At 59.9% G+C, this 26,643-nt stretch carries 22 protein-coding genes and 1 riboswitch; of the genes, 7 read left to right on the forward strand and 15 right to left on the reverse strand.

Features of this window, described 5'->3' with window-relative positions; genetic code table 11:
- Nucleotides 1-33: 33 nt before the first annotated feature.
- The 5 genes from ACZ9BX_RS24525 to ACZ9BX_RS24545 form a co-directional block, all read right to left on the reverse strand.
- Nucleotides 34-2,277, reverse strand: coding sequence for a xanthine dehydrogenase family protein molybdopterin-binding subunit (locus ACZ9BX_RS24525; protein WP_476220674.1), 2,244 nt, complete (start codon nt 2,275-2,277; stop codon nt 34-36).
- Nucleotides 2,274-2,768: a (2Fe-2S)-binding protein gene (locus tag ACZ9BX_RS24530; RefSeq protein ID WP_476220675.1), complete on the reverse strand. Its 495-nt coding sequence runs from the start codon at nt 2,766-2,768 to the stop codon at nt 2,274-2,276. The genes ACZ9BX_RS24525 and ACZ9BX_RS24530 overlap by 4 nt, the downstream gene beginning before the upstream one ends.
- Nucleotides 2,765-4,162, reverse strand: coding sequence for a c-type cytochrome (locus tag ACZ9BX_RS24535; RefSeq protein WP_476220676.1), 1,398 nt, complete (start codon nt 4,160-4,162; stop codon nt 2,765-2,767). Before ACZ9BX_RS24535 ends, ACZ9BX_RS24530 begins: the two co-directional genes overlap by 4 nt.
- A gap of 86 nt (nt 4,163-4,248) precedes the next feature.
- Nucleotides 4,249-4,506 carry a DUF2934 domain-containing protein gene (locus tag ACZ9BX_RS24540; protein WP_476220677.1) on the reverse strand — a complete coding sequence of 86 codons (258 nt, stop codon included), beginning with the start codon at nt 4,504-4,506 and terminating at the stop codon, nt 4,249-4,251.
- Between the two features lie 164 nt (nt 4,507-4,670).
- The gene (locus ACZ9BX_RS24545) at nt 4,671-5,069 is read right to left on the reverse strand and encodes a VOC family protein (protein WP_476220679.1); all 399 of its coding nucleotides are present in this window, start codon (nt 5,067-5,069) and stop codon (nt 4,671-4,673) included.
- Nucleotides 5,070-5,244: 175 nt separating this feature from the next.
- Here ACZ9BX_RS24545 and ACZ9BX_RS24550 point away from each other — a divergent pair, with 175 nt between their 5' ends.
- Both ACZ9BX_RS24550 and ACZ9BX_RS24555 read left to right on the forward strand, forming a co-directional pair.
- Entirely contained in the window at nt 5,245-5,889 is a 645-nt protein-coding gene (locus tag ACZ9BX_RS24550; RefSeq protein ID WP_476220681.1) for a ThuA domain-containing protein, read from the forward strand.
- Nucleotides 5,890-6,028: 139 nt separating this feature from the next.
- A complete protein-coding gene (locus tag ACZ9BX_RS24555; RefSeq protein ID WP_476220683.1) occupies nt 6,029-7,186 on the forward strand; it encodes a fumarylacetoacetate hydrolase family protein in 1,158 nt (385 codons plus the stop codon).
- A 70-nt stretch (nt 7,187-7,256) separates the two neighbouring features.
- On the opposite strand, the gene ACZ9BX_RS24560 is transcribed toward ACZ9BX_RS24555, so the two are convergent.
- From ACZ9BX_RS24560 to ACZ9BX_RS24570, 3 genes are all read right to left on the reverse strand, one after another.
- The gene (locus tag ACZ9BX_RS24560) at nt 7,257-7,994 is read right to left on the reverse strand and encodes an MBL fold metallo-hydrolase (protein ID WP_476223024.1); all 738 of its coding nucleotides are present in this window, start codon (nt 7,992-7,994) and stop codon (nt 7,257-7,259) included.
- A 44-nt stretch (nt 7,995-8,038) separates the two neighbouring features.
- A complete protein-coding gene (gene scpA, locus ACZ9BX_RS24565; RefSeq protein WP_476220685.1) occupies nt 8,039-10,177 on the reverse strand; it encodes a methylmalonyl-CoA mutase in 2,139 nt (712 codons plus the stop codon).
- 361 nt (nt 10,178-10,538) lie between these two features.
- Nucleotides 10,539-11,741 (reverse strand): MFS transporter, encoded by a 1,203-nt coding sequence (locus ACZ9BX_RS24570; protein ID WP_087000244.1) that lies wholly within the window; start codon nt 11,739-11,741, stop codon nt 10,539-10,541.
- A 318-nt stretch (nt 11,742-12,059) separates the two neighbouring features.
- Between ACZ9BX_RS24570 and ACZ9BX_RS24575 the strand changes: the two genes are divergently transcribed.
- Nucleotides 12,060-12,521, forward strand: a complete 462-nt coding sequence (locus tag ACZ9BX_RS24575) for a helix-turn-helix domain-containing protein (protein WP_027511557.1) — start codon at nt 12,060-12,062, stop codon at nt 12,519-12,521.
- 80 nt (nt 12,522-12,601) lie between these two features.
- Here the strand turns inward: ACZ9BX_RS24575 and ACZ9BX_RS24580 are convergent, their stop codons facing one another.
- The 3 genes from ACZ9BX_RS24580 to ACZ9BX_RS24590 are packed head-to-tail and all read right to left on the reverse strand — an operon-like array spanning nt 12,602 to nt 16,349.
- Nucleotides 12,602-14,896: a xanthine dehydrogenase family protein molybdopterin-binding subunit gene (locus ACZ9BX_RS24580; protein WP_476220688.1), complete on the reverse strand. Its 2,295-nt coding sequence runs from the start codon at nt 14,894-14,896 to the stop codon at nt 12,602-12,604.
- Nucleotides 14,893-15,876, reverse strand: coding sequence for an FAD binding domain-containing protein (locus ACZ9BX_RS24585; RefSeq protein WP_476220690.1), 984 nt, complete (start codon nt 15,874-15,876; stop codon nt 14,893-14,895). The genes ACZ9BX_RS24580 and ACZ9BX_RS24585 overlap by 4 nt, the downstream gene beginning before the upstream one ends.
- Complete coding sequence (locus tag ACZ9BX_RS24590) at nt 15,873-16,349, reverse strand: (2Fe-2S)-binding protein (protein WP_476220692.1); 477 nt, start codon at nt 16,347-16,349, stop codon at nt 15,873-15,875. Before ACZ9BX_RS24590 ends, ACZ9BX_RS24585 begins: the two co-directional genes overlap by 4 nt.
- Before the next feature lie 255 nt (nt 16,350-16,604).
- Between ACZ9BX_RS24590 and ACZ9BX_RS24595 the strand changes: the two genes are divergently transcribed.
- The 4 genes from ACZ9BX_RS24595 to repC all read left to right on the forward strand — a co-directional run bounded on the left by ACZ9BX_RS24595 (nt 16,605) and on the right by repC (nt 21,224).
- A complete protein-coding gene (locus ACZ9BX_RS24595; protein ID WP_476220694.1) occupies nt 16,605-17,213 on the forward strand; it encodes a TetR/AcrR family transcriptional regulator in 609 nt (202 codons plus the stop codon).
- 289 nt (nt 17,214-17,502) lie between these two features.
- Nucleotides 17,503-18,717, forward strand: a complete 1,215-nt coding sequence (gene repA / locus ACZ9BX_RS24600; protein ID WP_027511562.1) for a plasmid partitioning protein RepA — start codon at nt 17,503-17,505, stop codon at nt 18,715-18,717.
- 51 nt (nt 18,718-18,768) lie between these two features.
- Nucleotides 18,769-19,815, forward strand: coding sequence for a plasmid partitioning protein RepB (repB, locus tag ACZ9BX_RS24605; RefSeq protein WP_087000256.1), 1,047 nt, complete (start codon nt 18,769-18,771; stop codon nt 19,813-19,815).
- 149 nt (nt 19,816-19,964) lie between these two features.
- Nucleotides 19,965-21,224, forward strand: coding sequence for a plasmid replication protein RepC (gene repC, locus ACZ9BX_RS24610; protein ID WP_476223025.1), 1,260 nt, complete (start codon nt 19,965-19,967; stop codon nt 21,222-21,224).
- A gap of 739 nt (nt 21,225-21,963) precedes the next feature.
- On the opposite strand, the gene ACZ9BX_RS24615 is transcribed toward repC, so the two are convergent.
- From ACZ9BX_RS24615 to ACZ9BX_RS24630, 4 genes are all read right to left on the reverse strand, one after another.
- Nucleotides 21,964-22,728 carry an ABC transporter ATP-binding protein gene (locus ACZ9BX_RS24615; protein ID WP_476220696.1) on the reverse strand — a complete coding sequence of 255 codons (765 nt, stop codon included), beginning with the start codon at nt 22,726-22,728 and terminating at the stop codon, nt 21,964-21,966.
- A complete protein-coding gene (locus ACZ9BX_RS24620; RefSeq protein ID WP_476223026.1) occupies nt 22,725-23,750 on the reverse strand; it encodes a FecCD family ABC transporter permease in 1,026 nt (341 codons plus the stop codon). Before ACZ9BX_RS24620 ends, ACZ9BX_RS24615 begins: the two co-directional genes overlap by 4 nt.
- 11 nt (nt 23,751-23,761) lie before the next feature.
- The gene (locus ACZ9BX_RS24625) at nt 23,762-24,802 is read right to left on the reverse strand and encodes an ABC transporter substrate-binding protein (protein WP_476220697.1); all 1,041 of its coding nucleotides are present in this window, start codon (nt 24,800-24,802) and stop codon (nt 23,762-23,764) included.
- A gap of 249 nt (nt 24,803-25,051) precedes the next feature.
- Nucleotides 25,052-25,285, reverse strand: a riboswitch (cobalamin riboswitch).
- Nucleotides 25,286-25,326: 41 nt separating this feature from the next.
- The gene (locus tag ACZ9BX_RS24630) at nt 25,327-26,544 is read right to left on the reverse strand and encodes a hypothetical protein (protein ID WP_476220698.1); all 1,218 of its coding nucleotides are present in this window, start codon (nt 26,542-26,544) and stop codon (nt 25,327-25,329) included.
- Between the last annotated feature and the right edge of the window lie 99 nt (nt 26,545-26,643).

Consider the following 26,643-nt stretch of genomic DNA (forward strand, 5'->3'; position numbering starts at 1 on the left):
CTTCCATCCAGGTTTATGAGCCGACTAACAGATTCAGCCGAGACCTATCGCTTCCTTCACCCTCTTGCGCGATAGCGGCAGATCGACCAGCCGCTTTCCGGTCGCGTTGCGGATCGCGTTGGCGACTGCCGCACAAGCCGGTCCTTGCGCCGCCTCGCCTGTACCGAGGAAAGGCTGACCGGGCCGGTCGATAATATGCACTTCGACACTTTCTGGAACGCTTGCAAAGCGCAGCATCGGATAGCTCGACCAATCGGTGCTGGTAATGCGCGTGCGATCGAAGGTGACGGCTTCGTAAAGCGTCCAACTGATCGATTGCAAGATGCCGCCCTCCGTTTGGTTGCGGATGCCGTCGGGATTGACGGCCTGGCCGCTGTCGATGGCGGCGACGGCGCGCAGCACCTGCACGCGCCCGGTTTCGCGCTCGACCTTCGCTTCCATGGCGACCGCCAGATAGGCGGCGTGGTTCTTGTAGCGTGCGAAAGCAAAGCCGCGGCCATGGCCCTGTGGCACTTCGCCCCTTCCCCAGCCGAATTTCTCGGCCGCGAGCTTCACGACATCGCTGGCGCGATCATCTTCCAGGTGACGCAGGCGGAATTCGACAGGATCGGCCCTGGCGGCGATCGCCAGTTCGTCCATGGTGCTTTCGATCGAGAAGACATTGGCATAGGCACCCAAGCCGCGCAGCGCCGAAACCCGGAGCGGCATATCAGGCATGAAATGCCAAAGCACCCTGCGGTTCGGGATCGCGTAGAGAGGATCGGCATTCCGATCGCCGCTGCCGTTGGGATTGATACTAAGTTTCGGCGGCTTTTGAGGCGTTGGCCGCTCCTTGGTGCGGCCGGCAAGCAGCGCGCCGGCATCGCCGGGGCGCGTGCTGTGCGTATTGCTCCACAGATCATAGGTCCAGTTGTCGATCCTGCCGTTTGCATCAAGCGATGCCCGAACCTTTGACACCATGCCAGGCCCGTAAGGTTCCCACGTGTGTTCCTGCTCGCGCATCCACTGAACGCGTACCGGGCGACCGGGAATTTTCATGGCGATGAGTGCTGCGTCGGCTGCCGCGTCGTCCGCGCCATTGTGCCCGTAGCAGCCGGAGCCTTCCATATGGATGACCCGCACCTTGTCTTCCGACAGGGCAAGCATTTGCGCGATCGCCGTACGATCGGGGAAAACGCCCTGGGTGTGAGACCAGATATCGAGGTTGCCCTCGGCCTTTAGAAGCGCCACCGCACAGGAGGGGCCGATCGAACCGTGCATCTGATAAGGGCGCGTGAAGGTTGCCTCATAGATCGCGCCGTCCAGGAAGCTCGGATTGCCGGATTCCGCCACGGTTCCGACATCCCTTTCCAGGGCGACGAGAACGGCGGCCAGATCGGTCTGGTCAGGAAGCGTCGCGGGCTCGTCCCAATGGGCCGCCCTTTCGATGGCGCGCATCGCCTTCACCGCCTGCCATTCTTTCTCCGCCACGACGGCAAGGAAACTGCCATCACGGATGACGGAAATGATACCGGCCATGGCAGCGGCCGCAGTGGAATCGATGTCTTTCAGCACCGCGCCGTAGCTCGGCGGGCGTATGACGCGCGCGTGCACCATGCCTTCGAGGCGCAAATCCTGCACATAGGCCACCGCACCGGTGACCTTGCCGGGAATGTCGATGCGCGGCACATCGCGGCCGATGATGCTCAGCGCGTCCGGCGGTTTCAGCTTCGATTGCGGCTGGGCTTCGAGATGCAGGAACTGGCCCGTGACCAGTTCGCCATAGGTCACCGATCTGCCGTCCGGAGCCGAAACGCTTTTCTTTTCCGCCTTGAGCTGTTCAGGCGGCACGTTAAAGCGCCGCGCCGCCCCGGCAATCAGCAGTTCGCGAACCTGCGCGGCGGCATTGCGGATTGCGGTGCCGCTGTTCTGCATCGACTGGCTGCCGGCCGTAAAGCCTTCGTCAGGCGTGCGTCCGGTATCGGCTGTCACGAGCGTGATGTCGCCGGGCTCGACTTCCAGTTCCTCGGCGGCGACCTGGATCAGCGGCGTGCGGATACCTTGCCCAAGCTCGGCTTTGCCTGTGAATACCGTGATCTTGCCGTCAGAATCGATCCTTATCCAGCTATCGAGATAGCGGTCGTCGTCCAGGCTGCCCGGCAGCTTGGGTTTTTCGGGCGCCGCAGCCGGCGTATCCTGCGCCAGCGCGCGGATTGCAGAGAAGCTGACAACGAGTGCTCCTGTGCCGGCAAGCAGGCCGCGCCGGGTGATTTCATGCTTGGTAAGAATATCCATCATCCTGCACTCCCATCGGCAGCCGGAAGCCCGGCAGCTTCCATCAATTCGCTAGCCCGCCTGATGGCGGCAAGGATGCGCATATGCGTGCCGCAGCGACAGAGATTGGTGCGTAACGCCGACCGGATTTCCTCGTCGGTCGGTTTAGTATTCTTCTTCAGCAGCGCTGCTGCGCTCATCATCATGCCGGGAATGCAAAAGCCGCATTGCACCGCCTGTTTCTCGATGAAGGCCGCCGGCAGCGGGCCGGGTTTTTCGGCCGTTCCAAGCCCCTCTACGGTCACGATTTCCTTGCCTTCGACGACGACGAGCGGCGTCACACAGGAAAGCACGGCCTGACCATCAACCACGACGGTGCAGGCTCCGCATTGGCCGAGGCCGCAGCCGAATTTCGCGGCGTTGAGTTCAAGATCGTTGCGAAGCACATAAAGCAGTGGCGTGTCGGGCTCGCTGGCGACTTCATGGATTTGTCCGTTGACGTTGAGCGTTGTCATTTCGCCTCCTTCGCGCCGACATTGGACGGCGCTCTCTCAATTCCTTCCGAGGGGCGGACGGCGACGAAATACTCGCCGGAACGTGTGCGGCTGACGAGCTGCTGCAGATCGAGCCAGGCGTCGCGTGTCGTGAAGCGCCGGCGCATGAAATCCAGCAGATCGACGACCTGCCGGTCGTTCAATGCGCCAGCAAAGCCGGGCATCACAGCACTTGTCTGACCATCGGCAGGCGACAGGCCGAAAAGCACGATATTGACGATGTTCTGCGGGTTGGCGGCATTGACGGCGGTGCTGAGATTGAAGTTCAACCCGCCAAACGGCGCCGCGCGGCCGGACTCATGACAGGTGGCACAAGCCGCACCATAGATGGCGGCACCCGGATGCGCGGCAAGGTCGGCCGAGGCTCTGTTCTCATCGATCGACGCAGTAAGCATCCCGTCCTGGTCCGGGACGAACTGTTTCTTCAGCTGCTCGGCCTTCTGCACACGCTCGGGAGCCGGCTCGCCCATAATCGAGGCGACATAGACTGCGATCGCGTTAATATCGCTATCGGGAAGCGCACCGAGATTGCCCGTGACTTCCGCCATCGGACCACGCGAAACACCGTGGAACACGTGGTAGCCGTGGCGAAGATAAAAGGCGAGCGACTCCTTGTCCCACGGGATCGGCGACGGGCTTTCGGCATTGATTGCATAAGCCTGCCAGCCTTCCGCCTCACCGCCTCCGAGGTGTCTGCTGCGATCCTCGGCGCCGAGGGCGTTTCGCGGCGTATGGCAGGCGCCGCAATGGCCGAGGCCTTCCGCAAGATAGGCACCGCGGTTCCATTCGCCGCTTTTCTGCGGATCGGGCGCGAAAGCTCCCTTGGTGAAGAAGAGCAGCTTCCAGCCGGCAAGGATCGGCCGCACATGGAGCAGGAACGGCAACTCATTTTCCGGTGCCGTTGCCTTGATCGGCGTACGCGTCATCAGGAAGGCATAGAGTGCTTTGTTGTCCTCATCGGTGACGCGGGTAAAGTGATCGTAAGGGAAAGCCGGATAAAGGTGATTGCCTTCCCGATCCACCCCTTCGCGCATGGCGCGCTGGAAGGCAGCTTCGCCCCAGCGCCCGATGCCGGTTTCATCATCCGGCGTGATGTTCGTCGAATAGATGTTCCCGAAAGGCGTCGGGAGTTTAAGTCCCCCGGAGAAAGCTTCCTTTTCCGGGACCGTATGACAGGCGATACAGTTTCCGACCGCCGCGAGGCTTGCTCCCTTGGCGATCAGCGCGTCATCGAAGCGCGCGTTCTCCGACGGGTTCCGAGGCTTGATTTCTGGGCGCCAGGCAAGAAAGAAGAATGCGAGACCGAAAATGATGAAGAGGGTAAGGATCGTCGAGAGCAGGCTGATGGCTCGCATTGCCGATATGACCCTCCCGGAGTGCAAACCGAACTCCACAAAACGCGAGGGATAGGGATTTGTTCCCGAAATACGCGCTGGTATCGCTAGCGCTTGGCGATCGTGCGGGCCTGCTTCAGGTCGCCGCGGGCCGCGTCATCGTCGCAAGTGCGCATAAGACGCCCGGTGGCGCGCAGCATCTCGATCAGGTCAGTGCCATCGCTGGACGCCTTTGTCATTTCGAGCTGTTCAAACTCGGCCGCCGCCTGCCGCCAGTTTTCCGCATCGCTCCCATAGGGGCGTCCCTCCGCCTCCCAGATGGCATAGGCGCGCTGGCTGATCCAATCTTCCTTATTGCGAAACATGACACCCAGCTAAAACGAGAAAAAATATCGGGTTGGAGGTTGCCAGATTTCGCTTACGGAGTTGTTACTTCAGCCCGCGAATTTGACCAGAAATTCTTTGCAAATGCGCCATTTCAGATCTTCTCTAAATTCCGCCTTCCGAAGCAGCCACGAAACCCGCTGCCTCAACCCATCCGCTCAGCAAGCTCGATGAGGATGCCGTCGGGATCGCGCAGGAAAGCAACCTTGTGCAGAACTTCGGAATTGTAAGCGTGACGCGGGCGCTCCTTCATCTCGACGCCGGCCGCTTCGAGCTTTGCGAAGGTTTCATCGACGCTGCCGAACAGAAATGTCAGATGGCGGAGACCGGCCGCGCCTTCCGGCACGTCGGTTGCCCGCACGGCACCGCTCGCGGGCGCGAAGATTTCCAGCATGCCGCCGCCGGCATCGAGAAAAGCAACGTGCGAGCCGTCCGGCATCGTCTTGCGCAGATGCAGCCGAAGCCCGAGCAGGTCGCAATAAAAGGCGACGGCACGGTCGATGTCGCTTACCGTCATGCCGATATGTTCGAAGGATTTCAGCATTCAAAATTCCTCCCGGAGATAACACTCGAACTGACTGCCGTGGCTTGCCGCCGTCAAGACAGAATCGTGTGATGGCAATCGAAGCGACCGTTCGGCTTGCGGTCGATGAAATCGGACGCTATCTGACTGGAGCCGCTAAATCACGACTTAACCATCGAAAGCCGGGAGATAGGGCATGCGAAAAGCGATCATCGTCTGGGGCGGCTGGCAGGGCCACGAACCGGAAGCATGCGCAAACGCCGTCGGCGAACTGCTGCGGGAAGACGGCTTTTCGGTCGAGATTACCGCCGATCTCGACATCTTCGGCTCGCCGGTGATTGCCAACACCGATCTGCTTGTTCCGATCATTACCGGGGAAAAGCTGGAGAAGGAGCATGCCAATGCGCTAGTGACGGCGGTTCGCGGCGGCCTTGGCCTCGGCGGACATCACGGCGCGCTTGCCACATCCTTCAAGGAGAGTGCGCCATTCCGCTATGTTTCGGGCGTCACCTGGGTTTCGCATCCAGGCAACATCATCGACTTCCGCGTGAATGTGAGCCGGCAAAACGATCCGCTGATGCAAGGCATTCCGGACTTCGACTACCACTCGGAGCAGTACTACTTGCACTACGATCCGTCGATTGAAATCCTGGCGACAACCACATTCACCGGCGAGTATGACGAGGCCGCACGCAATGTCGTGATGCCGGTGGTCTTCAAGCGCCATTTCGGTGCGGGCCGTGTCTTTTATTCCGCGCTGGGCCATGTTGCGGCCGAATTCGACCATCCGTACATGCCTCTCATTCTTCGCCGTGGCCTTGCCTGGGCTTCACGCCGGTAGCTCTTCGCCCGGCGGCGGCCTGTCCAGTCATAATTTGACCTTGCCCCGCCGGGACAGATGTGATCGATTTCGGGCGCTGCTGAAGGGCGGCAAATTTCAAATCACATGAGCGCAAGCTCGACCGCGACGGAAGGTCATCATGTCTCAGCTTCTCGACGACGCCTCATCGGGCGGCCTGTTTGTCGGCCGCGTCTGGAATCCGCAGGCAGCCGGTCCGGCCATTGTCACGATCCGTGACGGAGAGATTGTCGACATAACGTCCAGGGAAGCGCCGACATTGAGCGCGCTTCTGGAGAAGGATGATCCGGTCGCCTTTGCGCGCGCTGTAACCGGCAAAACACTCGCTTCGCTCGAAACAGTGGCGGCAAATAGCGTCGGCCGACCTGATGCGGCTAGGCCTTATCTACTGGCACCAGCAGACCTTCAGACCGTGAAGGCTTGCGGCGTGACCTTCGCGCAATCGATGATCGAGCGGGTGATCGAGGAGAAGGCTGCCGGCAATCCGGATCGTGCGGCGTCGATCCGCGACCGCGTCGGTGCGCTGATCGGTGGTAGCCTCGCCAACATCAAGGCAGGCTCTCCGGAAGCGGCAAGGGTCAAGCAGGCGCTGATCGATGAAGGCATGTGGTCGCAGTATCTCGAAGTCGGCATCGGGCCGGACGCCGAGGTCTTCACCAAATCCCCGGTACTGTCCTCCGTCGGCTGGGGGGCCGATGTCGGCCTGCATCCGATTTCGACCTGGAACAATCCGGAACCGGAAATCGTGCTTGCGGTGAACAGCCGCGGCGAGATCAAGGGCGCGACCCTCGGAAACGACGTCAACCTTCGCGATATCGAAGGCCGCTCGGCACTGCTGCTTGGCAAGGCGAAAGATAATAATGCCTCCTGCTCCATCGGCCCTTTCGTTCGGCTATTCGACGACTCTTACGGCCTCGACGATGTCCGCAAGGCCGAGCTCGACCTGAAGGTCACCGGCGAGGACGGCTTCGTGCTTAACGGAAAGAGTTCAATGTCGAAGATCAGCCGCGACCCGACCGATCTCGTCAGGCAGACCTGCGGAGCCCATCATCAATATCCGGACGGTTTCATGCTGTTCCTCGGCACGCTTTTTGCCCCGACACAGGACCGCGACGCACCCAATCAAGGCTTTACGCACAAAATCGGCGATGTAGTCGAGATCTCTTCAGTTGGGCTCGGAACGCTTACAAATACGGTTCGTCTCTCAACCGAATGCTCTCCATGGACGTTTGGCATTTCGGCGCTGATGACCAACCTCGCAAAGCGGGGGCTGCTCTAGCTTGGGAGCGCCAACAGGCTGCTCTCGCTCAAGCCGTTGCGAAGCGATGCCGTTGTCATCCAGCCAGCACTCAAATCTGCACGATCAGGCCGTCTTCGGCAGTCTCGAAATTTACGGTCGGTCGCTCAGCCAACATGTCCTCGCTCATGTGGGTCAAGATGACACGCTTCGCACAGATCGCCGGAAGATGGTTCTCGAGGGTCGCCAGATCGAGATGGAGCGGCACGGGCTTTTGCCGGAAGTACGCCTCGGCGATCAGGAGATCGGCGCCTTTAGCCGCTGCGACCAAGGTGTCGGTCCATTCGGTGTCACCCGTGTAGGTCACGGTGCGTTTTCCAATCTCGAGTCTAAGCGCGAAGAACGACCCCTCCGGCTGCCCGTGCCTGACAAGGAAGGGCGTCACCTTCACATTGCCGAAATCTGCCTGCATCCCGGGCTCGAGTTCCCGCAATTGCAGATCAAAACGCTGTTTTGTTTTTGCAGACCCTGGAAATCCCGTTTCCATCACCCTGACGAACCAGTCCGGCAGCCCTGGAGGCCCGGCGATGAGCAGAGGCTCCGTCCGCTTTGAAAAGAATTGCGCATCCAGAATGAAGAACGGCAGGCCGCCGAAGTGATCGGCGTGGAAATGGGTCACGAAGATCGCCTGGATATCGTTTCGGCCGATCCCCAGCTTCTTCATCGCAACGAGTGACGAAGCTCCACAGTCGATCAGGAAGTTCGCGCGCTCGCCTGTCACATGGAAGCAAGTGTTGAAGCGACCGCCGCTGCCGAAGGCATCGCCGCATCCGACAAATTGCAGTTGCACCGTCATATTATTCTCCAACGCGAATGTAGCCGTTTGCTTAACCGCTACCGGTTGCGCCGAATCCCCTGCAGGAGATCGAGAACGGAGTTGGCGGCATCAAGGACGTTCGTGCCGGGGCCGAAAACGGCGGAGATGCCGTGGTCGGCCAGAAACTGATAGTCCTGACGCGGAATGACACCGCCACAGATGACGATGACATCGCCGCCGCCCTTGGCTCTCAAGCTATCGACGAGCTGCGGCAGCAGGGTCTTGTGGCCGGCTGCAAGCGACGAGACACCGATGACGTTGACCGTCTCGCTGATCGCCATTTGGGCGGCCTCTTCCGGTGTCTGGAAGAGGGGGCCTGTCAGTACATCGAAGCCGATATCGCCGAAAGCCGACGCAATCACCTTGGCGCCGCGGTCATGCCCATCCTGGCCGAGTTTAGCGACCATGATCTTCGGCTTGCGGCCGAGCGCCTTGCTTACCGTCGACATGCGGTTTTTCAAAACGGCGAGTTCCGGCTCGCCGCGATAGGCTTCGCCGTAGACATCCTTGATGACCTCGGGTGTCGCCACATGGTCGCCGAAGGCCCGGCGCATCGCATCCGTTATCTCGCCGACGGTGGCCCGCGCCCGCGCCGCCTCGATGGCGGCTTCGAGCAGATTGCCTTTGCCGCTGCGCGCCACCTCCGCGAGGGCTGCGAGCGTTTCAGCGGCCTTGGCGCCGTCGCGCCGCCGCCTCGTCTCCTCGAGCCGCTTGATCTGCGACGTTCTCACGGCACTGTTGTCGATATTGAGGATGTCGATCGGCTGTTCGTTGTCGAGACGGTATTTGTTGACGCCGACGATGATCTCGTCGCCCTTGTCAACCGCCGCCTGGCGGCGGGCAGCGGCTTCCTCGATCAACCGCTTCGGCAGGCCGTCGTTGACGGCGCGCGTCATGCCGCCAAGCGCCTCAACCTCCTCGATCAGGCTCCATGCCTTGTCGGCAAGTTCCTTGGTCAAGCTTTCGACGTAGTAGGAGCCGGCGAGCGGATCGACGACCTTGGTGACGCCGGTCTCGTGGCTCAGGATGAGCTGTGTGTTGCGGGCGATGCGGGCGGAAAATTCCGTGGGCAGCGCGAGGGCCTCGTCGAAGGAATTGGTGTGCAGCGACTGCGTGCCGCCAAGCACCGCCGACATCGCCTCGAAGGCGGTGCGGACGATATTGTTGTAGGGATCCTGTTCCTGCAGCGACACGCCGGAGGTCTGGCAATGGGTGCGCAGCATCAGCGATGCCGATTTTTGCGGTTTGAAGTCCTCCATGATCCGGGTCCAGAGCAGGCGGGCGGCGCGCAGCTTTGCCGCCTCCATGAAGAAGTTCATGCCGACCGCGAAGAAGAAGGACAGACGTCCGGCGAAATCGTCCACATTCAGGCCCTTGGCGATGGCGGCCCGCACATATTCGCGGCCGTCGGCCAGCGTGAAGGCAAGCTCCTGCACCAGCGTCGCACCTGCTTCCTGCATGTGATAGCCCGAGATCGAGATCGAATTGAACTTCGGCATTTCCTTCGCCGTATATTCGATGATGTCTGCAACGATCCGCATCGAAGGTTCGGGTGGATAGATATAGGTATTGCGGACCATGAACTCCTTGAGGATGTCGTTCTGGATGGTTCCGGAAAGCTCTGCCCTCGATACGCCTTGCTCCTCGCCTGCCACGATGAAGGAGGCGAGGATCGGGATCACCGCACCGTTCATGGTCATCGACACGGACATCTCGCTCAGCGGAATGCCGTCGAAGAGGATCTTCATGTCTTCGACGCTGTCGATCGCCACGCCGGCCTTGCCGACATCACCCTCGACGCGAGGATGGTCGCTGTCGTAGCCGCGATGGGTGGCGAGATCGAAGGCGACGGAGAGGCCTTTCTGGCCGGCGGCGAGATTGCGGCGGTAGAACGCATTGGATTCCTCAGCCGTCGAAAACCCCGCATATTGCCGGATCGTCCAAGGCCTGCCGGCGTACATGGTGGCGCGCGGGCCGCGGGTGAAAGGCGCAAATCCCGGAAGGGAGTCGAGATGCCCAGCGCCTTCCAGATCTGCGGCCGTGTAGAGCGGCTTGACGTCGATGCCTTCCGGTGTGTGCCAGGTCAACGTCTCGGGCGGAGCGCGCAGCTCTTTCTCCGCTAATGCCGCCCAATCGGCAGTCGTCTTCTTGGCCATGTCTTCCTCCGGCATTTCCTTTGGCTGCACGCTATCACTCGAAGCGCATGCGGCGCGATACGCCCTTAGCATAATTTACGCAGGAAGCCGGCCATTTCCATGGCCAGCGTGGCGCGCCGGAAGCCTACAGAGGCGCGGCAAAAGCGAGATGCCAGTCCCGCGCTGATGGATTAAGTAAGACGGCTCATCTCGGCCGCCAAGTACCAGACGGGAATGCTGGGGCGGTGTGCCTTATCGGCCAGGTTGCCAGTGATGCTGCAACCGGGGAAGATGATGATACTTGCCGGCATCACCGGAAGCATGTCGTTGGGCCGGAAGGGTAGCTGTAGACTATAGGGTGGCGAGGAAGTGGGCGGCCGGCTCACGCAGCGTTGCGCCTCGGAATGCGCGGCAGGAAGACCGTGAGCAGGCCGAGCAGCGGCAGATACGAGCTGATCCGGTAGACGAATTCAATGCCATGACTGTCGGCGAAATCACCGAGGAAGGCAGCACCCAGGCCTCCTGCCCCGAAGGCGAAACCGAAAAACACACCGGCAATCAGGCCGACACGGCCGGGCACCAGTTCCTGCGCAAAGACGACGATCGCCGAGAATGCAGAGGCAAAGACGAGGCCAATGACGACGCTGAGCACGCCGGTCCAGAGGAGGTTTGCATAAGGGAGCAGCAATGCGAAGGGGATGACGCCAAGGATCGAGAACCAGATGACGAAACGAGACCCGAAGCGATCCCCGATCGGGCCGCCGAGGAAGGTGCCGACGGCGACCGAACCGAGGAAGAGGAAGAGCATGAGCTGCGCCTGCTGCACATCGAGCTGGAACCTCTCGATGACGTAGAATGTGAAGTAGCTCGACACGCTCGCCATATAGACGTTCTTCGTTGCCGTCAGCAGGACGAGAATAGTGAGTGCGATGACCACCTTGTTCTGCGGCAAGGGCAGAGTGCGGCTTACGGCGTGCTTCCCAGCATTCTGCCGGCGGTGGCTCATGTACCAGTTGCCGACCCAGCCGAGCACGACAATACCGACCATGGCGATGGCAGAAATCCAGGAGACGCTATGCTGGCCGAACGGCAACACGATGAAGGCCGCAATCAGCGGGCCGATCGCCTGCCCGGCATTGCCGCCGACCTGGAAGAAGGACTGCGCAAAACCGTGACGGCCGCCGGAGGCAAGGCGGGCGACGCGCGAACTTTCGGGATGGAAGACGGCCGAACCGAAACCAATGAGGCTGGCGGCGACCAGCAGCAGCTCGAAACTTCCTGCGTTGCCGAGCAGAATGAGGCCGCAGAAGGTGCTCGCCATGCCGACCGGTAGCGAATAGGGCATCGGCCAGCGGTCGGTGACGATCCCGACCAAGGGCTGCAACAGGGAAGCTGTGACCTGGAACGTCATCGTCAGAAGTCCGATCTGGACGAAATCGAGATCGTAATTCGCCTTGAAGAGCGGATAAAGCGAGGCAAGCAGCGACTGCATGATATCGTTCAGCATATGGCAGAAGCTGACTGCCACGAGGATCGACATTGTCGTCTTCTCGAAACGGGGCGCGGTCTCGCTCAATACGGCCATAGGCATTACTCCCGCGGCTCGCTGCTGATGCCGCTATCACTTTTCATGAAGAAGATTCTAACGAACGGAGCCAAGGCTTTCGGCAACGGCCGCCTGGGGATGCATTTATCGCAACCTAGGCGTCAGTTACAGCCCAGTTTTTGCCAGATCGGTACGCCGATGCCTTAATTTTTCACTGGAACGCCTTTATTGCTGCGCGAATGGACCTGCCACACGAAAGTATCAATTGAATTTTCCTATATGCTCATACACAATCACTTCGCCCGCGATGCTGCCTCGAAAAGGCGCCCCCTCAACACAGTCCATGGAAATAACGAAATGAATGCAAAAGCTCCAAATGCAATCGACATCTATGTGGGCTCGCGCGTGAGGATGCGCAGACTGTTATTGGGGTTTAGCCAGGAGCGGCTGGCAGATCAGATCGGCGTTACCTTTCAGCAGGTGCAGAAATACGAGAAGGGCATGAACCGCATCGGCGCGAGCCGGCTACAGAGGATTGCCGAAGTGCTCGCCGTACCGCCGAGCTTCTTCTTCCAGCAGGATCCTTCTAAGCCGCTGAGCCTCGACGGCCTGGAGCTTTCCGGGAATACCGATCCGGTCGGCGAATTCCTGCATTCGAAGGAGGGCCTGGCGCTCAACCGCGCGTTTCTGAAAATTACGGACGCCACCGTGCGCGAAAAGGTGCTTTCGCTGGTCAAGGCGATGGCCCAAGCCGGAGACCGCCAGGATATGGATGCCGGCACCACAAAATCGGAAACGGGTGTTCCGCTGAACGGCTGATGGGAACGCTGCGCAACTCATGAAGTCCTTACCCCGGCTTCTGCCGGGGTAAATGACGGCCGCCCTAAAGGCATCGCCGCTTAAATCAGCTTTTCGAGCGTGATTGGCAGCTCGCGAATGCGCTTGCCGGTCGCGTGGAAGACCGCGTTGGCGATCGCGGGCGCCACCCCGACGATCGGCAATTCGCCGACAGCCTTGCCGCCAAGCACGGACGCATGGTGATCGGGAATGCCGACGGAAATGACCTCAAGATCCGGCACGTCCGAATTGGTGGGCACGAGATAATCCGCCAAGTTGTTGTTGATGACGCGGGCATAGCGTTCATCGACAATACCCTCCTCCATAAGCGCCTGCCCGATACCCATGATGATACCGCCGCGCCATTGGCTTTCGGCGAGCTTCGGGTTGTAGAGCCTGCCTGAATCGAGCGCTGAAACCATGCGCGACACGCGAACGGTGCCGAAATCCTCATCGACGCGGACTTCGACGAAATGCGCACACCAGCTGTGAAGCGAATAGCCGCCTTCGGTAGGCGCTTTCATCGTCATCATCGTCGTGAAGTTGTCGTAGCGATCTTTTCCCTCCCGCTTGTCTTCCGGCAGCGTATCGCGGAGCGTCTCGACCTTTTCGCGGCCAATTTGCCGCATGAAATCTATGATCGCAACGCCATCTCCTTCTCCTCTCGGCGGCAAGATCCGCCCTTCGGAGATCGTCAGCGTATTGGCCTGCGCATCCCGGAACGGCGAGTTCGGGTCATTGAGGGCAAGCCCGATCAACTCGTCGCGCGCGGCAAGGGCGGCCTTATAGACGGCACCTGTCATCAGGTTCGCGAGCTGCGAGCCGCCGGCGACGGGCGCACGCGGCAAGGCCGAGTCGCCGAGCTTGACGCGGACCTGCTCGACCGGGATGCCGAGGACTTCGGCGGCCGTCTGAGCCAGGATTGTATAGGTTCCCTGGCCCATGTCGATGCCACTGCTTGCAACCTCGGCTGTACCATCGGCAAGGATTCGGACAAGCGCCTCGCCAGGCGTGCGGCGCACCGGATAGGTGCCGGCTGCCACGCCCCAGCCGATCAGCTGCTTGCCGTCCCGCATGGAACGAGGCTCAGGCGAGCGTTTCGGCCAGCCAAAGGCTTCCCCACCTGCGGCAAAAGCCTCGCGCAGTTGTCTCGTCGACCATGGGATCTTGGCATGCGGGTCGCGCTCGGCATAGTTCAGCAGGCGGATTTCGACAGGGTCGATGCCGACTGCATAGGCGAGTTCATCGATCGCCGACTCGAGGCCCCATGCGCTGGGATTTTCGCCGGGCGCCCGGAGCGCGCCGGGCAGAACCGTATTCACCGGGATGATATTCTGCTTCGAGCTGAAGTTCGGAACATCATACATGATCGAGGTAACGGCACCGAGCGGCTCGACGGCAACACCAGTCATCGCGGTTTCGTTGGCACCGCGCTGGACGATCGAAAGCAGCCTGCCTTGCTTCGTTGCGCCGAGCGCCAGCGTCTGCCGGGTGGCGGGGCGGCCGCCGAAGGCCGTGAATGTCTGCGGACGGGTGACCGCGAGCTTGACGGGACGGCCAAGTTTCTTTGCCGCCATGATTGCAAGCGCCGCATGCGGAAGCGAAAGCGCCTTTGAGCCGAAACCGCCGCCGATATAAGGGGAGATAATCCGGACGTTCTCGAACGGCAATCCGAACCACTCGGCATAGCTGCGCGCCATGCCGTCCACCCATTGGCTCGGCTCCCAAAGCGTCAGCACGTCGCCGTCCCATTTGGCGATCAGCCCATGGGGTTCGATAGGCACGTTGTATTCACGGGGTGTCTTATATTCGTGTTCGATCCGAACGGGGGCTTCAGCCAGCGCGCCTTCCGCATCGCCCCATTCGATCGTCATTTGTTCGACGGCAATGCCGTCCCCTGCCCGTGGATCATCAAAGCCGAAGATTGCCGGTTTTTCGTCGTAGCTGACGTCGATCAGCGCCGCTGCCGCGGTTGCCTGCTCGAGCGTTTCGGCGATCACGGCCGCCACATGCTGTCCGCTGAAGGTAATCTCCTTCGTCAGCGCGAGATAGGGACCTTCGGGACCTGGCGTGCCGGCCCAGGTGGTTGCCGATTTGAGTTGCATGATGTTGTCGGGCGTCAGCACGAGCAGCACACCAGGGGCGGCCTCAGCCGCGGAAATGTCCATGGATTTGATGCTGCCTGCCGCCACCGTACTCTGGATCGTCACGCCATGGACGACATCGTCGAGTTGGTTTTCGATCGCGTAGATTGCCTTGCCGGTGATCTTCGCAGGTCCGTCCATGCGCGATAGGCGCCCGCCGAGCACGCCATCGGCGGCATCGCCGCGCTTGATCTTCGTTTCCATGACGGTCATGCGAGACCTCCCACTTTCTCTATGGCGCGGGCAACGACCCGCGGCGCCAGATCGATCTTGTAGCGGTTGGCGCCATGATCTACGGCACCTTCCATCGCGAGCAGGCTTGCTTTTGCAATCGCGGCGGCATCGAGCGTCTTGCCGATCAAGGCACGTTCGACCGCGCCGGCGCGCCACGGCTTAGTCGCAACCCCTCCGAGTGCAACGCGAAGGTCACGGATCGTTTTGCCGTCATCTTCCAGCGCGAGGCCGACGGCAGCGCTGGCTGCGGCGAACTCGTAGGATTGCCGGTCGCGGACCTTGAGATAGGTGGAACACCGGGCCGCTTGCGAAGCGGGGATAGAAATGGCGGTTATGAGTTCACCGCGTTCAATACTGTGTTCCAGATGCGGCGTGTTGCCCGGAGCCACAAAGAAGTCGTCGACAGCAATCTGCCGCTCGCCGAGATGGATCACGGCGTCGAAAGCGACGAGTGCTACCGCGAGATCACCTGGATTGCCGGCGATGCAATGCGCGCTGGTACCCAGGACTGCGTGATTGCGGGTGATCCCGCCGATTGCCGAGCATCCCGAGCCCGGTTCGCGCTTGTTGCAGGCCTTAAAAACTGCCGGATCGCGGAAATACGGACAGCGGGTACGCTGAAGGAGGTTGCCGCCGATCGTCGCCATGTTGCGAAGCTGGGCGGATGCCGCCAATGACAGCGATTCCGAAACCGCCGGGAACGCCTCCATTATGACTGGATGCTCAGCGACTTCGGCCATCTTGGCAAGCGCACCGATCGTAACGCCCGTCTCGGTCGATGAGATTGAATTCAAGCCGGGAATAAAGGTGATATCGACGACCGTTTCCGGCTCGGCAATACCGCATTTAGCAAGATCGAGCAGCGTGGTGCCGCCGGCAATCAGCATCGCGCCTTGCCGGACGGCTGCCTCACGGGCCTGGTCAGTCGACGACGCGCGGAGATAGGAAAACTCTTTCATCGGGCCATCTCCGCAGCTTCACGCACCGCCGCAACGATGCTGTTGTGGGCCCCGCACCGACAGAGATTACCGGACATATATTCGCGGATCTCGCTATCGGAACCCGTATGACCCTCGCGAATGCAGGCAACCGCCGACATGATCTGGCCTGGCGTGCAATAGCCGCACTGGAAAGCATCATGCTCAAGGAATGCCGCCTGGACCGGATGAAGGCCGCCATCCGCCGCAGCCAGACCTTCGATCGTCGTGACTTGCCGCCCTTCGGCCTGAGCCGCGAGTGTAAGACAGGCAAGCACGCGCTTGCCATCGATATGGACGGTGCAGGCGCCACACTGCCCCTGGTCGCAGCCTTTCTTCGTGCCGGTGAGGACCAGATGTTCACGCAGTGCATCGAGCAGCGTCACACGCGGTTCGACAGCAAGCGCGTGTGACGTGCCGTTGATATCAAGCCTGAGGTTGATTGTCCGGGTCATGGTGTTCTCCTGCCTTGACGGAAGAATTTGCATCGTCATCGAAAGTTGCCGGTCTTGAACCGCAAAGTGCGTGAACCAGCTAAAGCCTGGCCTCTGCGGGATTCGCTTTCATCTAGGGCGCCTTCGCAATTGAGACATGACATTCCGCCTCTTTCTGCGATAACAGGTGCAAGGCACTCTACTTAAACGGAGGCGCCTCCGATTAAACTAGCGGCTTGCGCGGCAGCGTCAAGCCCCTATCCGCAGGAGAGGCTTTTGAGCGGAAAGGCAATAGCCGGAGGCGAGACGAAAACCGAAAGGCGCACGCGTGCCGATGCGCTGCGCAATCGCGACAAGCTGATCGCCGTTGCCGCTGTTGTCTTCGCCGACCACGGCGTCGAAGGTTCGCTGGAGGAGATCGCCCGGCGCGCCGGTGTCGGCATCGGCACGCTTTACCGCCACTTTCCGACGCGCGAACATCTGGTCGAGGTTGTCTATCGGCGGGAACTGCAGAATCTGGCGACAGCCGCCAGCGATCTTGCGGCCACGCGTCCGGCCGACCAGGCACTTGAGGAATGGATGCACCGTTTCGTCAACTACATCGCCGCCAAGCGCGGCATGGCACGAAGCCTGCGGATTTTGCTCAATTCCAACTCGGAGCTCTTTGCCGAAAGCTCTGGCATCATCTCCGGTGCCCTTCGACAGTTGGTGGACAACGCCGCCATAAAGGGCATGATCCGCAACGACGTGGAGAGCACCGACCTTTTGCATGCGCTTTCCAGCATCTATTCGATGCCCGACTCGCCGGAATGGCGTGAGCGCTCAGGCAGGCTGATCCGCCTGCTGATGGATGGACTTAAATGGGGTGCGAATAAGTCTGGTTGATTGGGCCGCCCGATTCGGCTTGTTCGGACGCTTGGCCCTTCCCAGGTAATACGATGATATGATTAGTCTTCGTCTCGTTACTGAAGTCAACAGCCAGTTCATTTCTGTCAGCCATACCTTTGGGCAGAGTGCCAGATGCGTGCGGCGGCGACCGAGAATTGTGCGAAAACCTCTAAGAAAGAGGCCTTAACCCGCTGTTAAGTCTAATGGCCTTGCAAGAAAATGAGAATCGGCGCTAAATGCGGTTTCATAGCCATCGCGGCGTTAAAATCGCATTTTCGAGATTTCCATGAATATGGCACCTACAATTGGTAAAGCAATTTCTGATGTCGATCAGCTGATCATCGGCCAGGCACAGGAACTGTCCGACAAACTGAAGCAGCATCGCCTGGAAATGTTTCCGCCCCGCTCTATGAAGAGTCTGCGCGAATTCCAGCTTGCAGAAGTCGGGCGTTTCCTTGGTGTTACAAGTGGCTATCTTCGCAATCTCTCGCTGGAGGGCAAGGGCCCCCTGCCTCAAGTGACGCCATCGGGACGCAGGTCCTACACGGCAAGGCAGATGGATGAAATGCGACTGTTTTTGGATCAGAATGCCAGAGGCAGCACACGCTACGTCCCTCACCGCACGGGCAATGAACACCTGCAGGTCATCGCCGTCGTGAATTTCAAAGGCGGCAGTGGCAAGACCACGAGTGCGGCCCATCTTGCCCAGCATCTGGCGCTGACCGGCCACCGCGTTCTTGCCGTCGACCTCGATCCACAGGCCTCGCTTTCGGCAATCCACGGCTTCCAGCCGGAGTTCGACGTCGACGAGAACGAGACGCTTTACGCAGCGATCCGCTATGACGACGAGCGGCGACCGCTGAAGGAAATCATCCGCAAGACCAATTTCCCCAATCTCGATCTCGTACCCGGCAACCTGGAACTCATGGAGTTCGAGCACGATACGCCGCGCGTTCTTGCCCAGGGAAAAGCCAGCGACTACGGCCGCATTTTCTTTGCCCGCCTTGACGAGGCGCTGTCTTCCGTCGCCGACGATTATGACGTGGTTGTCATCGACTGCCCTCCTCAGCTCGGCTTCCTGACGATGAGCGCCATCTGTAGCGCAACCGCCGTGCTCATCACCGTTCACCCGCAAATGCTCGACGTGATGTCCATGTGCCAGTTCCTGCAGATGCTGGGCGAGGTACTGAACACGCTGAAAGGCGCCGGCGGCAACATGAATCTCGACTGGCTGCGTTATCTCGTCACCCGTTACGACCCGCAGGACGGCCCGCAGACGCAAATGGTCGCCTTCATGCGCTCCATGTTCCGCAACCACGTGCTCACCAATCCTATGCTTCGAAGCGTGGCGATTTCGGATGCGGCGATGACCAACCAGACCCTCTACGAGGTGGAGCGCAATCAGTTTACCCGCGCGACCTATGACCGCGCCATGGAGGCCATGAGTGCAGTGAACGGTGAAATCACCGAACTGATCCACAGGGCATGGGGGCGCAGATGAAGGCGCACCGATTGATCGCGATAAACCGTTCAGCCGCCAGGAGGAGAAAGAATGGCACGTAAGAATATCCTCTCGGGCCTGATGGATGATTCCAAGAAGTTTACCGCCGTAAACAGCGAGCCCGCGAGCGACGGTGACAGACAGCCGATCAGTTTCAAGGGTATTGGCGCGCTAGGTGCAGTTACCCGCAGCATAGATGCCCTTGCTTCAAGGGCCGATGCTGCGCGCGCGATCGAAGAGAAGCTAGCTCACGGCGAAACCGTGATTGATCTCGACACCGCGCTCATCGAGGATTCCTTCGTCAGCGACCGCCTCGCGCACAATGACGAACAGTTTCAGGAATTGGTAGAGGCTATCCGCCTGCGAGGGCAGGATTCGCCCATTCTCGTCCGCCCGCATCCGGAAAAGGACGGAAAATATCAGATCGCTTTCGGCCATCGGCGGGCACGCGCCGCCAAGGAGCTTGGACGGCCGGTGCGCGCCGTCGTCAAGAAGCTTGCCGATCGCGACCATGTGATTGCCCAGGGTCAAGAGAACTCCGCACGCGCGGATCTCTCCTTTATCGAGCGTACGATGTTTGCCGACAAACTCGACAAGCTCGGCTTCGATCGGGAGACGATCATGGCAGCACTCAGCGCCGACAAGACGACGATCTCCAAGATGCTGTCCGTCACCCGGCGTATCCCTGAAGGGGTTCTTTCGGCCATCGGAGCAGCACGCGCAACCGGCCGCGACCGTTGGCACGATCTTTCGGTGAAATTCGAAGAAGAGAACGCCACTGAGCGGGCGATGCTGTTCATCGAGACACCGGCCTTCGAAGCCGCCGAGCCGGATGCCCGCTTCGAGATGCTCGTCGCTTTCTTCAGCAAGAAGCCGGCCTCAACTGCACAGACCACAATGCCCACCTCGGCAGTGAGCCAGTGGCAGCTGAGAGATGGCTCCGTAAAGGCGAAGATCAAGGACGACGGAAAACAATTCACTATCGCGCTGAGGGCAGGGAAGGCATCGGCCTTCGGCACCTATATCGCGGACAACCTGGATCGTCTCTACGAGGCGTTCGAGAACAGCAGGAATATTGGAAAGAACGGAGATCAATAGCAAAAGAAAAGGCCCCCGAACGTTGCCGTAGCGGAAGCCCTCTCTGATCTAGACACCCAGAGAATCACATTTCCGCACAACATAGTCAAGAGTCTCCGGCACCTATTTTCGGTGAGCTGATACCTTTTGCCTTGAAGAAGGCGAAGAAAATGGAAAGCGGAAGTGTGACGACGCCTTTTGGGCGGCGGCCGATGACACTTGGCATGCTCGCAAGTCAAGTCAACAGCCAAAAAATCGAGGCAGGCGCCTCAACCGATAAATGGAAAATCTATCGCGCGCTTTGCGAAGCCAAGCCCCTGCTCGATATATCCGACAGGGCCCTCACGGTATTGAACGCGCTTTTGAGCTTCTACCCGAAAAGCGAGCTTGCTGAGGGTGAAAATCTCGTGGTGTTCCCCTCCAACGCGCAGCTTTCGCTCCGCTGCCACGGGATGGCCGAGCAGACGATCCGCCGGCATATGGCGGCACTCGTCGCTGCCGGTCTCGTGATCCGCAAGGACAGTCCCAACGGAAAGCGCTACGCTCGTAAGAGCCGCAATGGCGAGATCAACGACGCTTACGGATTCTCGCTCGCGCCCCTGCTTGCCCGCGCCGCAGAAATCGAACGCCTGGCCGCAAAAGTCGCCGCCGACCGTCTCTACATCCAAACACTCAAGGAACGCCTCACGCTCACCCGCCGCGACATCTCAAAGCTTGTCCACGCAGCGATCAGCGAAGAGCTTGCGGGAGACTGGCAAGCGGTCAACGGCCGCTTTCACGAGATCCTGAACCAATTACCCCGTACCGCGGGGCCCCATGCGATTGCATCCACCTTGCATCTTCTGGAAACGTTGCGGGATGAAATCCTCAAGCGACTGGAATTACAGATTAAAACTCAAACTTTGAGCGGCAATGACTCACAAAATGAGCGGCACATACAGATAACAGAATCTGAATCTAATCTTGATTCTGAAGCTGCTGTCGAAACAACGGTCTCTGAGTTGACCGCAGTAAACTCGTCGTTGGCCAACTCCGTAAACGTCAGCGGCACTGAACTCACCCGCAACGCAGCAGAAACCAACGCGGCATCTGCGATATTTCCACTCTCCCTCGTCCTGCAGGCATGCCCGGAGGTGCGCAATTACGGTCCCGCTGGAACTGTCGGATCCTGGCAGGACCTCATTGCCGCGGGAACTGTCGTCAGCTCAATGTTGCAGATCAGTCCTTCAGCCTACAAGAACGCCTACCGTGTCATGGGCCCGCAAATAGCGTCGGCCGTTCTCGCCTGTATTTTGGAACGGGCTGGGACGATCAATTCAGCCGGCGGCTACTTACGCGACCTGACACGGCGCGCCCAACGTGGCGAGTTTGCGATCGGATCGATGTTATTGGCCCTGGCAAGGGCAAGGGAACATGATGCCCCGCACTGAGTTGACTGCAGTAAACTCGCCAGTAGCCAGCCCCCGAAACATTAACGGCATAGCATTCCTAGGCCACCCGCCACGAACCGGCCGAATGTCAAACCCCGGCAAGACATCGTTGTCTGGAGGAACTATGGCCGGTTCAATGCAACAGATCAGACCTTCGGCACACACGGACGCTTGCTGTGTCGTGGGTCCGCAACGTGCGTTAGTCGCGCGCGCTCGCCTTCTTGGACGGCAAAGGCAATCGATTCTGCCGGCAGTTTTTTGTGACTCACACCGCGTGCGTACCGCGAGCGCTCAAGATCGGATCGAAGTTAGTGGCTTTGGTAGGCAAGGAACCCTCAGGGCGCGCATCACCGGTTCAATGCTGCGATATGCTACCTTACGCGACCGGAAACGACCCATCTGCAGTGACTGAAAGGAAGAGGGAGATTATTTCCGTTAGACGTCGAATGGTCTATGATAACAAACTGTTAGAGATCGGATAAATTTGATCTGACCTCCCGGAAATCATGTCATGATGATAGAGAAGCAGGGGCTTTTGGTCAAGGAAAGGTCGCGTTGAATTGCGGAGAACCGCAAGATAGCAACGTAGCGACACGCTTCCGGCAAAACCTGAGAGCGGACGCGGCAGCACTAACCCGGCAAGGGCCGGGCGTCTTCCGGCTCGTTAGCAAAAATCGACCCGACGGCTTCTCTTCGCGCGGCCACTAGTCGCTGATGTCTGATTTGAAGTCAGACGTTCCTAACCGACAAAATACTGAATGTGATGCCGGCCGTGCACCGCGGACTTTTCGATGCGAGCCCGAACTCCGAATACATCGCGAACAAGTGTCTCAGTGAGAACCGTCTCGGGCGGACCGACGGCGACCACACGACCACCCTGCAGGACGGCCAGGCTGTCGCAGAACATTGCCGCCAGATTGAGATCATGCAGCGCGATAACGCTGGTGACCGGCAGTCTCGTGACGAGATCCAGCAGCTCCAACTGATGCTGGATGTCCAGATGGTTGGTCGGTTCGTCGAGCAGCAGTTCCGTCGGCGTTTGCGCAAGCGCGCGGGCGATGTGCGCGCGCTGGCGCTCGCCACCTGACAGCGTCCGCCACAGCTGTGTAGCCTTGCTGGTCATGCCGACCTGTTCCAGTGCCGCATTGACGGCGGCCTCGTCCCTCGCATCCCAGGGGGAGAGGGAGCCTCGATGCGGCGTTCGCCCTAAGCGGACAACATCCTTCACGGTGATTTCCGCATCGGTTGTCGCTTGCTGTTCGACCAGTGCGAGACGCCGGGCAATTTCGGGACGAGCCATCGTGCTGATATCGCTCTCGTCAAGTTTGATGACCCCGCTCTTGACCTGCCGCAGCCGGCAGATGAGACGCAACAGGCTTGACTTGCCTGAGCCATTGGGCCCGAGCAGACCAAGCGTCTTGCCTGCCGCAACATGAAGGCTCACGCCGTCGACGATCATTGTGTCGCCGGCGGACCAGCAGACATTCTGGATCGATATGCTCATACCGGCCTCCTTGCCTTGTAGAGGATGAAGGCGAAGGCAGGAGCACCGAAAAGCGCCGTGACTACGCCGATCGGAAGCACCTGCTGCGGGATGATGGTGCGCGAGACGATATCGGCAAGCACCATGAAGATCGCGCCGATCAACGCTGTCGCCGGCAGTATCCGCCGGTGCGCGGGGCCGACCAGAAAGCGGGCCGCGTGCGGAATGACGAGGCCGACGAAGCCGATTGAGCCGACGATGCTGACAACGGCAGCGGTCATCACGGCCGTCAGCCCAAGGAGGATGAGGCGCACGCGCTTGACCGGAATGCCGAGCGCTGCGGCAGAATCCGTTCCGAAAGTGAAAGCGTCGAGCGCACGCGCATGAAACATGCAGATGAGAAAGCCGCTGCCGGCGACGGGGGCCACGAGAAAAACGTCCGGCCAGCGCACGCCGCCGAGACTGCCGAGCAGCCAGAACATGACGCCCCTTGCCTGCTCGGCGTTGGCCGCGGTCGTGACAATGTAGGATGTCAGCGCATTGAAGAGCTGCGAACCGGCGACACCTGCCAGGATGATCCGATCGGTGCCGCCTCCTGCGCCTGCGGCCAAAAGGGAGACGAGACCGAAGGCTGCCACTGCACCGAGAAAGGCACCGGCGGAAAGTGTCAGTACACCTGAGCCGATATTGAGGATCATGACGGCGACCGCGCCGGTCGAGGCACCCGCCGAAATGCCAAGCACATAAGGTTCGGCAAGCGGATTGCGGAGCAGGGCCTGCAGGATGGCGCCCGTTACGGCAAGAGCCGCGCCGGAACTTGCAGCGACCAGGGCACGGCTCAGGCGATATTCCCAGATGACACCTTCATGAACCGGCTTGATCGCGAAGGAGGCACCGAAGATGCGATTGGCAATCGCTTCCGCAATCGTCTGCAACGGAATGACGATTTCGCCGATCGACACGGCGAGGCTTATCGCCAGCATCAGAGCAGCTAGCGATAGCAGGAACAAGGCGGCAAAGCCGCCCCGCCCGTTGCGTTGCATGGCGCCGGTGGTCACTGAACCAGTCCAAACTGCCGAATGGCTTCCGCGAGCGTCTCGATCCCGTCGACAAGGCGGATCGACGGGCTCATTGCTTGCGAGTCCATCACGACGAGGTGCTTCCTTTCAACGGCGTCGATCTTGCTTGCGACAGGATCGGTTTTAAGAAACTCCAGCTTGACGGCCGGATCGTCGGCGGCATAGCGGCGCCGATCCATGCCGGCGATGACGATGATCGCAGGATCGAGGCCCGCGGCTGTTTCCCAGCCGACCAACGGCCATTCCTCGTTGGTGGTGATCACATTCTTCGCCCCAAGGGCTTGCATAATATAGGCCGGCGCTCCGTTGCGGCCGGCCATGAAGGCTTCGCCGTTGATTTCTTTGCTGGAGAACCAGAAGATGACGGGAATGTCCTTCACCTTGACACGGGCAACGGAGGCGATCGCTTTTGCCTCGCGTTCCTTCAGCCTTGCGATCAGCGCCTCGCCGCGGTCCTGAACGTTAAAGATCGCGGCCAGCTCGGCGATCTCCTGATAAATCACCTCCGTCTTCAGCATCTCCTTGCGGACGCCATCGCCGCCGGTGGCATTGTCCTTGGCCGCGCAATCGGCCGGCGCGACATAGCTGTTGATTCCAACCTTCGAGAACTGGTCGTAGGTTCCGACGGAACCGTTCGGGCCGACATGCCACTCGAACTCGGCAGTCACAAGTTCAGGATCGGTTTCGACCACCGACTCAAAGCTCGGATCATTGTCGGCAAGACGCTTGATCTTGTTGTTTTCGGCTTCGAACGGCTTCAGCACGGGGCTGAACCAGACCGCGGTGCCGGTGATGCGATCCGCAAGGCCGAGCGATAACAGGATTTCGGTCATCGCTTGCCCGACCGATACCACTCTCTCCGGTGCTTTCTCAAAAGTGACGGATCGTCCGCAATTTGTAATCGTCAAAGGGTAGGCGGTGGGCGCGGCGAAAGCGGACGCAGAAATCCCGCAGACCGCCAGTGCCGCAAAAGCGAAGTGCAGTAGATATCGCCGAAAGTCTAAATTGTTTGGCATGGGAATGCTCACGAAGAATTGGGGAGGCGTCGGCGCGGTGGCGCGATCGCTCCGATGCTGATGGGAAACGCGTAGGTGTTCACCGGCCATGTCGGCGGGCGTGCCGCCGGAATGACTGGCGTCCGTCTTAGCGATTGCGTTGTATTGAAAAGAGCGATCCGTTCCGTATTGTGCGGAAGGGCCTGCGCCTGATGGCGGCGTCAAAAGAAATCATCTGGTCTCCTGTTCCGGGCAACCCCGCCCGTTCAATTGGATCTCTCTTTGACGGCAGGTCTCCTGGCTCGCGGATATGCGCCGGACCATCTGCCTTCCCGTGGGAACGAGCCCACAGTGGCATGGCGCTTGGCGCCACGAGGATGATCGGCAATCCGCTTACAGTTGCGGGGGCAGCCACGGTCTTGGTCCCTTCTGGGTCGTCCGCACCGTGTTCCCTATTAATCCCCTTGGAGTCTTCCTCGGGGAACCGTCCCGCTCAGTTATGCCGAGCGCGACCGCCGCGTCAAGCTGCGCCAAGGCAAAAGCGATTAATGGATGGCGCCCGACCCGCCGACGGCGACGACGCTGAATGGCTGACCCTCAACCGGAATGGCTCGAACCTTTTTCATGGTCGCAATATCGATGACCCGGACGAGGCTATGGCGAGGATCAGTGATAGCGATCTGATCGCCAGCTACCGCAAGCCTGGGGCGCGGATCGCGCCAGTGCCCATCCTTGCTGTATGGCTCGGTAACGGTTGTCGATGTCGTGATTTCGCCGCTCAGGATGTCGACGAGATGCAGTTGCCCGTCTTCGGTCAACACATAGGCGTTCTTAACACGCGCAGGATCGAGCGCGAAATCGATGCGGCGGGTCGGCAGGTCTACTAGGCGATAGGGTGCGGTGCTGTCTGGATCGATCAGCACAATCTTGTCCTCGCCATAGTTGCCCAGGAAGAATTGCATCGCCTTGCTGCCAAGCAAGGTCGTCACTTTTCCCTTCGGCAGCTTGTCGCCATATTCCAGCATCTTAAGTTGCACGGTCTGCTCTTTGCCGGGACGTGCAATCAGGACACCTTCCTCGCAGCCGAAGGCAACGAGCTTTGCGGAGAAGGCTTCTCCGTGCAGCGCCGTGCAGGGTGCGACGTCGCCGACCTGTGCACCGCTTTCACCCAGAACGCGCAATCCCAGCCGTGGCGGCAGTTCATCCGCTTTGGTTTCCTGGGTGGTATCCGGAACCGAGACGAGCATATTCCGCCCCATGGGCACGGCGACACCATGGTGAGGTGCCGTCGCGTCGATGAGCTTTTCGGACGGCTTGCCTTCGAGGATGCCTTCTTCGGAAACGAGCTTGGCTTTGCCTTCGCCGTCGTAGAACAATACCACGTCGTCGCCATGCATGACGGCGTGAACCGGCCGTTTTCCGTCGAGTGCGGTTGGCAGCAGCGCAGCTTCGGACGTTTCCAGATCGCGATGCTCGCCATGATCAGAAAGCACCACACCGGATTTGATCATTTCGACGGTATCGGCCTCCGACTGGATGGCGAAGATAGTCTGGCCAGAACTGCTGGCTGCAAGTGCCGCATAGCCCCTCAACCGAAACTCGCCGATCTGCTCTCCTGTCATGAGGTCGAATGACCGCGCTATGGGAGCCGTATGATCGGCGACGAACAGGCGCCATGTCTGCTTTTCCTCTTCAGCAAAAGCCGGGTTCATCAGGATACTTGCTACTGCAAACCCTCCGGCCATCGTCAATCTGTGTACCATGGAAAATCCCCGCTGATATGTAATAACATTACAATCAATAGGGATGTTTTGAGAAAGTGTCCAGCCTCCGAAGCTGAAATCAGGAAGCTCCTGAAGCCA

This window comes from Rhizobium sp. USDA 3886 (assembly GCF_056279785.1).

Bases quoted from the DNA above. Each gene is read 5' to 3' on its own strand.
- ACZ9BX_RS24525 (WP_476220674.1), bottom strand. From the start codon at position 2,277: ATGATGGATATTCTTACCAAGCATGAAATCACCCGGCGCGGCCTGCTT.
- ACZ9BX_RS24530 (WP_476220675.1), bottom strand. From the start codon at position 2,768: ATGACAACGCTCAACGTCAACGGACAAATCCATGAAGTCGCCAGCGAG.
- ACZ9BX_RS24535 (WP_476220676.1), bottom strand. From the start codon at position 4,162: ATGCGAGCCATCAGCCTGCTCTCGACGATCCTTACCCTCTTCATCATT.
- ACZ9BX_RS24540 (WP_476220677.1), bottom strand. From the start codon at position 4,506: ATGTTTCGCAATAAGGAAGATTGGATCAGCCAGCGCGCCTATGCCATC.
- ACZ9BX_RS24545 (WP_476220679.1), bottom strand. From the start codon at position 5,069: ATGCTGAAATCCTTCGAACATATCGGCATGACGGTAAGCGACATCGAC.
- ACZ9BX_RS24550 (WP_476220681.1), top strand. From the start codon at position 5,245: ATGCGAAAAGCGATCATCGTCTGGGGCGGCTGGCAGGGCCACGAACCG.
- ACZ9BX_RS24555 (WP_476220683.1), top strand. From the start codon at position 6,029: ATGTCTCAGCTTCTCGACGACGCCTCATCGGGCGGCCTGTTTGTCGGC.
- scpA (WP_476220685.1), bottom strand. From the start codon at position 10,177: ATGGCCAAGAAGACGACTGCCGATTGGGCGGCATTAGCGGAGAAAGAG.
- ACZ9BX_RS24570 (WP_087000244.1), bottom strand. From the start codon at position 11,741: ATGGCCGTATTGAGCGAGACCGCGCCCCGTTTCGAGAAGACGACAATG.
- ACZ9BX_RS24575 (WP_027511557.1), top strand. From the start codon at position 12,060: ATGAATGCAAAAGCTCCAAATGCAATCGACATCTATGTGGGCTCGCGC.
- ACZ9BX_RS24580 (WP_476220688.1), bottom strand. From the start codon at position 14,896: ATGACCGTCATGGAAACGAAGATCAAGCGCGGCGATGCCGCCGATGGC.
- ACZ9BX_RS24585 (WP_476220690.1), bottom strand. From the start codon at position 15,876: ATGAAAGAGTTTTCCTATCTCCGCGCGTCGTCGACTGACCAGGCCCGT.
- ACZ9BX_RS24590 (WP_476220692.1), bottom strand. From the start codon at position 16,349: ATGACCCGGACAATCAACCTCAGGCTTGATATCAACGGCACGTCACAC.
- repA (WP_027511562.1), top strand. From the start codon at position 17,503: ATGAATATGGCACCTACAATTGGTAAAGCAATTTCTGATGTCGATCAG.
- repB (WP_087000256.1), top strand. From the start codon at position 18,769: ATGGCACGTAAGAATATCCTCTCGGGCCTGATGGATGATTCCAAGAAG.
- repC (WP_476223025.1), top strand. From the start codon at position 19,965: ATGGAAAGCGGAAGTGTGACGACGCCTTTTGGGCGGCGGCCGATGACA.
- ACZ9BX_RS24615 (WP_476220696.1), bottom strand. From the start codon at position 22,728: ATGAGCATATCGATCCAGAATGTCTGCTGGTCCGCCGGCGACACAATG.
- ACZ9BX_RS24620 (WP_476223026.1), bottom strand. From the start codon at position 23,750: ATGCAACGCAACGGGCGGGGCGGCTTTGCCGCCTTGTTCCTGCTATCG.
- ACZ9BX_RS24625 (WP_476220697.1), bottom strand. From the start codon at position 24,802: ATGCCAAACAATTTAGACTTTCGGCGATATCTACTGCACTTCGCTTTT.
- ACZ9BX_RS24630 (WP_476220698.1), bottom strand. From the start codon at position 26,544: ATGGTACACAGATTGACGATGGCCGGAGGGTTTGCAGTAGCAAGTATC.